Below are 413 nucleotides of genomic sequence, written 5' to 3' on the forward strand. Positions count from 1 at the left end.
GGGCAACGGCGCAACGACAACGATCAACGACACCATCGATAAAGTCGACGTGGTTCTGAGCGCCACCACTACTGTTGGTGAAGGCGGCAATATCGTTTACACCGCCAGCCTTGTGGATAAGAACGGTGCGCCGGTGACTAACATCACCAATCCGTTGACCGTGACGTTGGATAACGGCCAAAGCATCACCATCGGTGTAAATCAATCGAGCGCCAGCGTTTCGGTTATTGCACCGGATGATGTCTACAAAGGCGATCAAACCGTCACCACTGCTATCAAGACTGTCACTGGCGGCGAGCACTTCGAGAACTTGGTGCCAGGCACCACGCCAGTTAACACCACCGTTACTGATACTCCGGGCACCGACAACACCACCACCGTTACCCTGACCGCGCCAAGCGCAGTCAACGAAG

General features: G+C 55.2%; 1 protein-coding gene. It reads left to right on the forward strand.

Going from position 1 to position 413, the window contains the following annotated elements:
* Positions 1 to 413: immunoglobulin-like domain-containing protein (locus BFP89_RS28990; protein WP_370671224.1), on the forward strand; the 413-nt coding region annotated here is incomplete at both ends.

The organism is Pseudomonas sp. 31 R 17, from assembly GCF_900004915.1.
In the GTDB taxonomy this organism is placed as follows: Bacteria; Pseudomonadota; Gammaproteobacteria; order Pseudomonadales; family Pseudomonadaceae; genus Aquipseudomonas; species Aquipseudomonas orientalis_A.